This window comes from Streptomyces sp. UNOC14_S4, assembly GCF_020740835.1.
Lineage (GTDB): Bacteria > Actinomycetota > Actinomycetes > Streptomycetales > Streptomycetaceae > Streptomyces.
Window position 1 is genome coordinate 1 of sequence record NZ_JAINFC010000503.1, and the last position, 5,387, is coordinate 5,387.

4 protein-coding genes are annotated in these 5,387 nt (G+C 71.4%); all 4 read left to right on the top strand.

Translation table 11 applies throughout. The annotated features are described in order from the left end of the window. Positions 1-356: 356 nt before the first annotated feature. Complete coding sequence (locus K6I34_RS30625; RefSeq protein WP_229330932.1) at positions 357-1,886, top strand: CYTH and CHAD domain-containing protein; 1,530 nt, start codon at positions 357-359, stop codon at positions 1,884-1,886. Positions 1,887-2,087: 201 nt separating this feature from the next. Next, on the top strand, positions 2,088-4,013 hold the full coding sequence (locus K6I34_RS30630; protein WP_229330934.1) for a TIGR03960 family B12-binding radical SAM protein: 1,926 nt from the start codon (positions 2,088-2,090) through the stop codon (positions 4,011-4,013). A 139-nt stretch (positions 4,014-4,152) separates the two neighbouring features. After that, complete coding sequence (locus K6I34_RS30635) at positions 4,153-4,935, top strand: TIGR03936 family radical SAM-associated protein (protein WP_229330937.1); 783 nt, start codon at positions 4,153-4,155, stop codon at positions 4,933-4,935. 221 nt (positions 4,936-5,156) lie between these two features. Then, the coding region (locus tag K6I34_RS30640; protein WP_229330939.1) for a hypothetical protein at positions 5,157-5,387 on the top strand (231 nt) is incomplete at its 3' end.

The following is a 5,387-nucleotide window of genomic DNA, read 5'->3' on the forward strand; positions in this document are numbered from 1 at the left end:
CTCCTACCGCATGCGCGGACGCGAACTCGGACGCGTCCCCACCGACCGAACCGACAACGACTGAACCCCCACAAAAGGGTCCGTTTTCACCCGGCCAAAGTGGGTCACGATTCACCCGCCGCCGACACACCCGCCGGACGGGCAAGGGTGACCGAGCTCGTGGGCGGCTTTTAGGGGCGCGGGGAACTGCGCGACAAGCCCCCACCGGGCCCGCAGGCGCGCGACGACGCTGGTGGTCGAGCTCGTGGGCGGGGGCCGGGGCGGAGCCCTGGAGTGGGGGTGAGGCCGGGTGCCGAGAACAAGCCCGGCGCAGACGAGGGCTGCCGTCACGGTTCCCCCGGGGCTAGATTCACCATATGGCGGACACCGTGCGAGAGATCGAGCGGAAGTACGAAGCCGACGGCAGACACGAGCTCCCCGACCTGAGCCGTGTCGCGGGCGTCGCGAGCGTCGCCGCGCAGCCGGCGCAGGAGCTCGACGCCGTCTACTACGACACCGAGGACCGGCGTCTCGCCGCGGCCGGGATCACCCTGCGCCGCCGTACCGGAGGCGACGACGCGGGCTGGCACCTCAAGCTGCCCGTCGCCCCCGGCGTGCGGGACGAGGTCCGCGCGCCGCTCTCCCCGGCCGTGCCGCGGGCCCTCGCCGACCTCGTCCGGTGCCGGACCCGTCGCGCCGGGCTCGCCCCGCTCGTGCGTATCGTCTCCCGCCGTTCGGTGCACCGGTTGTTCGACGACGCGGGCACGCTCCTCGCCGAGGCGAGCGCGGACGGTGTCACTGCTGATCGTCTTGCCCACGGGGGCCGTTCCGCGCAGTGGACGGAGTTCGAGGTCGAGCTCGGCGAGGGCGTCGATCCGGCCTTCCTCGATGCTGTGGAGAAGCGGCTGCGCAAGGCCGGGCTGCGCCCGTCCGCGGCTCCGTCCAAGCTGGCCCGGGCGCTCGCCGAGACCGATCCCGCACCGCCGCGTGCCGAGCCGAAGGCTCCGAAGAGGCCCGGCGGGCCGACTGCCGGGGAGCATGTGCTGCGGTACGTCCGTGAGCAGGCCGAGGCGCTCCTCGTGTTTGATACCGCTGTTCGCCGCGATCTGCCCGATTCCGTGCATCAGATGCGGGTCGCCACCCGCCGGATGCGCAGTGCTTTCCGTTCGTACGGTGGTGTCCTCGACCGGGCCGTCACCGATCCGGTCGGCGAGGAGCTCAAGTGGCTCGCCGCCGAGCTCGGCGTGGACCGGGACCAGGAGGTGCTCGGCGAGCGGCTCCAGGCGCGGATCGCCGCCCTGCCGCGCACCCTGCTGTTCGGGCCGGTCCGCCGTCGGCTGCGGACGTCGATGAGCGCCCGCCGTACGGGGTCGCGGCGCAGGACCGTCGCGGTCCTCGACGGCAAGCGTTATCTGGCGCTGCTCGACACCCTGGACGCGCTGCTCGCGGACCCGCCGCTGCGGCCCGCTGCCGCCCGGCCCGTACGCGAGGTGCTGCCCAAGGCGGTGCTCAAGGACTACCGGCGGCTCGCGGGCCGGGTCGGATGCGCCCTCGCGCTCCAGCCGGGGCACGAACGCGACCTCGCTATGCACGAGGCGCGCAAGGCCGCCAAGCGCGCCCGGTACGCGGCGGAGGCCGCGATCCCGGCGCTGGGCGGCGCGGCGAAGCGGTTCGCGGGCCGGATGAAGGACGTCCAGACCGTGCTGGGCGACCACCAGGACAGCTGTGTCGCCCGTGAGGCCCTGCGCGCGCTGGCCGCCCAGGCCCACGCGGCGGGTGAGCCGTCCTTCACCTGGGGCCTGCTCTACGGGCAGGAGGCCGCCGCCGCGGCCGAATGCGAGCGCGAGCTGCCGGAGGTCTGGGCCAGGGCATCCAAGCGGAAGCTGCGCGAGCGGCTGCGGGCGTGACCGGAAGGGGCGCCAGTCGTTTTATCGGGTGCACGGCTTTCCCGCTCTGCGGGGGTGATCCCGACCGGGGTATGGACGATCCGGTCGTCCTTGCGTAGTCCCCGCTGCTGCGGGGGGTTCTTCAAGATCGCCGTGCAGAGGGGCGGCCCGCCCGCGTTAGTCTTGAGGGTCGCCCCTGTCAGCTCACGAAAGTTCGCCGAGATGTCTGTCGAGTCGGTCTTCCCCCGCCTGGAAGCCCTCCTGCCGCATGTGCAGAAGCCCATCCAGTACGTGGGTGGCGAGCTCAACTCCACGGTCAAGCCCTGGGAGAGCTGTGACGTCCGCTGGGCGCTCATGTACCCCGACGCGTACGAGGTCGGTCTGCCCAACCAGGGCGTCATGATCCTGTACGAGGTCCTCAACGAGCGCGAGGGCGTCCTCGCCGAGCGCACGTACAGCGTGTGGCCGGACCTCGAGGCGCTCATGCGCGAGCACAAGGTGCCGCAGTTCACCGTGGACAGCCACCGGCCCGTCGGCGCGTTCGACGTCTTCGGCCTGAGCTTCTCCACCGAGCTCGGTTACACCAACATGCTCACCGCGCTCGACCTCGCGGGCATTCCGCTCAATGCCGCCGACCGCACGATCGACGACCCGGTCGTCCTCGCGGGCGGGCATGCGGCGTTCAACCCCGAGCCCATCGCGGACTTCATCGACTGCGCCGTCATCGGTGACGGTGAGCAGGCCGTCCTGGAGATCACCGACATCATCCGGGCCTGGAAGGCCGAGGGCCGTCCCGGTGGCCGTGACGAACTGCTCGTGCGCCTCGCCCGGACCGGCGGTGTCTACGTCCCGCGCTTCTACGACGTGGAGTACCTGGCCGACGGCCGTATCGCCCGTGTCGTGCCGAACCGCTCCGGCGTGCCGTGGCGTGTGTCCAAGCACACCGTCATGGACCTGGACGAGTGGCCCTACCCGAAGCAGCCGCTCGTGCCGCTGGCCGAGACCGTTCACGAGCGGATGTCCGTGGAGATCTTCCGCGGGTGCACCCGTGGCTGCCGTTTCTGCCAGGCGGGCATGATCACCCGTCCGGTGCGCGAGCGCAGCATCACCGGCATCGGCGAGATGGTGGAGAAGGGCCTCAAGGCCACCGGTTTCGAGGAGGTCGGCCTGCTGTCGCTGTCCTCCGCCGACCACACCGAGATCGGTGAGGTCGCCAAGGGACTGGCCGACCGGTACGAAGAGGACAAGATCGGTCTGTCCCTGCCCTCGACCCGTGTCGACGCGTTCAACGTCGATCTGGCGAACGAGCTGACCCGGAACGGCCGCCGTTCCGGTCTGACCTTCGCCCCCGAGGGCGGCTCCGAGCGCATGCGCAAGGTCATCAACAAGATGGTCTCGGAGGAGGACCTCATCCGGACCGTCGCCACCGCGTACGGCAACGGCTGGCGCCAGGTGAAGCTGTACTTCATGTGCGGCCTGCCGACGGAGACCGACGAGGACGTCCTCCAGATCGCCGACATGGCGATGAACGTGATCGCCAAGGGCCGCGAGGTCTCGAAGTCCAACGACATCCGCTGCACTGTGTCCATCGGCGGCTTCGTGCCCAAGCCGCACACGCCGTTCCAGTGGGCGCCGCAGCTCTCCGCCGAGGAGACCGACGCGCGCCTGGAGAAGCTGCGCGACAAGATCCGCGGCGACAAGAAGTACGGTCGCTCGATCGGCTTCCGCTACCACGACGGCAAGCCCGGCATCGTCGAGGGCCTGCTCTCGCGCGGTGACCGCCGTCTCGGCGCCGTCATCCGCGCCGTCTACGAGGACGGCGGCCGCTTCGACGGCTGGCGCGAGCACTTCTCCTACGACCGCTGGATGGCCTGCGCGGAGAAGGTCCTGCCCGGGACCGGCGTGGACGTCGCCTGGTACACGACGCGCGAGCGCACGTACGAGGAGGTCCTGCCCTGGGACCACCTGGACTCCGGTCTCGACAAGGACTGGCTCTGGGAGGACTGGCAGGACGCCCTCGACGAGACCGAGGTCGAGGACTGCCGCTGGACCCCGTGCTTCGACTGCGGCGTGTGCCCGCAGATGGACACCCACATCCAGATCGGCCCGACCGGCAAGAAGCTGCTGCCGCTGAGCGTCGTCAAGTAGCGCAGACGTTCGAACGAGGGCCCCGCCAGGTTGGCGGGGCCCTCGCTGCACGTACTCTAGGTAGCAGTACGACCGCACTCACGAAGGACTGAAGACACTGGGCAAGCGACAGCCCGAAGGCCCGCCGCCCGCACCCGCGGTGCAGCGCATTCGTCTGCGCTACACCAAGCGCGGCCGCCTCCGGTTCACCAGCCACCGCGATTTCCAGCGCGCCTTCGAGCGGGCGCTGCGCCGCGCCGAGGTGCCCATGGCGTACTCGGCGGGCTTCACCCCGCACCCCAAGGTCTCGTACGCCAATGCCGCTCCCACCGGTACGGGCAGCGAGGCGGAGTACCTGGAGATCCAGCTCGCCGCGGTCCGCGACGTCGATCAGCTGCGCAAGCTGCTGGACGAGTCGCTGCCCGACGGGCTCGACATCACCGACGCGGTGGAGGCCCGCACCTCCTCGTTCGCCGAGCGGCTCGAGGCCTCCGTGTGGGAGCTGCGCCTGGAGGGCGTGGAGCCTGCGGACGCCGGGCGCGCCGTGGAGGCGTTCCTCGCGGCGGAGACCGTCGAGGTCCAGCGCCGGACCAAAAATGGGTTGCGGACCTTCGACGCGCGCTCCGCGGTGGTCCGACTTGAGGCCCTCGCCGCTCCGTCCGATAGGCCCGGCGACCGTGCCTGTGCGATACTGCGGCTGGTTGTTCGGCATGTGACACCTGCCGTTCGACCCGACGACGTCCTGTCCGGTCTCAGCGCCACGGCCGACCTGGCGCCGCCGGTCCCCGCCGCGGTGACCAGGCTGGCGCAGGGGCTGCTCGATGCGGAGTCCGGCACGGTGACCGACCCGCTCGCGCCCGACCGCGACGCTTCCCCGGCCGCATCAACCACGGCCGCCGGACAGAGCGCCGGTGCCGCGCAGGTGCCGGAAGGTTCTGTGTAAGGACGGCCGTCGCCGCGCCGCCGGTCCACCAGGGAGCCACCCGGACCCGGCAGGCGTACTGACCAGAAGACTTTCGCCGGTGCCGACGTTTCGGACCCGGCGAGCGAGACGACAGCTCCCGTGCGGCGCCCGCGCCCCGGACGGCGGTACCGCGCACATCACGCGGACCGCCGGGCCGGATCAGGTGCGGCGCCCGGGAGCGTGACGGGAGAACCGCCCGCATGCTCGAATCCACTGAGCCCGCAAACAATGCCGACAGCGGTCCCGGAGACACGCTGCCGCCCCGCCGACGCCGCCGTGCGGCGTCCCGGCCCGCCGGCCCGCCGACGTCCGGCGCCGGCAGCGACTCCGTACAGTCCGTACAGCCGGACGTGACCGCGTCCGCCGAGACGCAGGAGGCCAAGGAAGCCGCCGCGCCCGTGGAGGCCCCGGCCGCTGCCGAGGCCTCCACG

What these genes read in the sequence shown, in the direction of transcription:
- K6I34_RS30625 (WP_229330932.1), top strand. Translation starts at nt 357, where the DNA reads ATGGCGGACACCGTGCGAGAGATCGAGCGGAAGTACGAAGCCGACGGC.
- K6I34_RS30630 (WP_229330934.1), top strand. Translation starts at nt 2,088, where the DNA reads ATGTCTGTCGAGTCGGTCTTCCCCCGCCTGGAAGCCCTCCTGCCGCAT.